At 39.8% G+C, this 1,135-nt stretch carries 2 protein-coding genes; both read right to left on the minus strand.

Translation table 11 applies throughout. The features are described 5' to 3' along the window. Positions 1–188: HAD hydrolase family protein (locus KIV40_RS27635; protein ID WP_285352399.1), on the minus strand; the 188-nt coding region annotated here is incomplete at its 3' end. A 73-nt stretch (positions 189–261) separates the two neighbouring features. Further along, on the minus strand, positions 262–996 hold the full coding sequence (locus tag KIV40_RS27640; RefSeq protein WP_285352400.1) for a 3-deoxy-manno-octulosonate cytidylyltransferase: 735 nt from the start codon (positions 994–996) through the stop codon (positions 262–264). Positions 997–1,135 lie beyond the last annotated feature (139 nt).

Consider the following 1,135-nt stretch of genomic DNA (forward strand, 5'->3'; position numbering starts at 1 on the left):
ATATTAATTTTCCCAACATTATTCTCATACGTTCTCATATTTCTCGCAGTAAAAACTATGATTTCATAACCTTTATTTTTGTAGCCTTTGAGTGCTTCTATAACTTCTAAATTTGGTAATACCTCCTTGTAATTATTTGTATCACCCAACGTAAGAGTCCCATCTAGGTCTATAATTATCTTGTTCAATCTAAGCCTCAATTTTAATTGTAAATATAATAGTGATTTTCTATCATTTAATTATCCGAGATAAACAGTATGGTTACTTCCTAAGTATTTTTTCAATAACAGCACCGGTATCACTTGGTATATCAACAGCAAGAGACCCCGCTTTAACTTCGACCATATCAACGATGTAATCAGACTCTAGGAAGCGCAGTATCTCTATGTCTTCTACTTGCTCATGGCGAGTCTTCGCTTTGTTACTGTAGAAGAAGGCCAGTTGCTCTTTTGAGAAAGCGTAGATACACACTTGCTTGTAACCAAATTGATATTCGCCCGTTTTCGTCTGAGGAATGCCTGCTCGACTCATGTAAAGTAACTTACCAGATTGACTAAAAGTAACTTTCGGCACAGTAAAAGAGCGAAACTCTTGCTCTGAAGTAATGGCACACATAGCATTGGTCACATTGCCACTCTTCAAGAAAGCCTTAATTACCGTATTGATATCATCTGGATTGATTAGCGGCTCGTCACCTTGGACATTCACAATGAAGTCACAGTTAAGCTGTAGGTTGGCTTCTGCCAGTCTGTCGGTGCCCGTTAAGCACTCCGAGCTTGTCATCACAACCTGACCACCAAAGGTTTCAACGGCACTTTGGATACGAGCATCATCGGTTGCCACGTATACTTTTTCTTGTCCCACAGCTAAGCAGCAACGCTCCCAGACGTGCTGTATCATTGGCTTACCACAAATGTCGACTAATGGTTTACCCGGGAATCGACTTGATTCGTAACGTGCTGGAATAACGACAGCAAAGGTTTTCTCATTACTCATGATTAGAATCTCACAGTTGAAAAGTCATCGATAATCAAGTGTTGTTGCAAGTGACATTGCTCAATCATCTTCTCTTTTACATTGGAATAAGGCGCGTAAAACACAAAGTCGATGTGGTTCTGTTGAGCTGACAACATGT

It is taken from the genome of Vibrio sp. D173a (genome assembly GCF_030248475.1).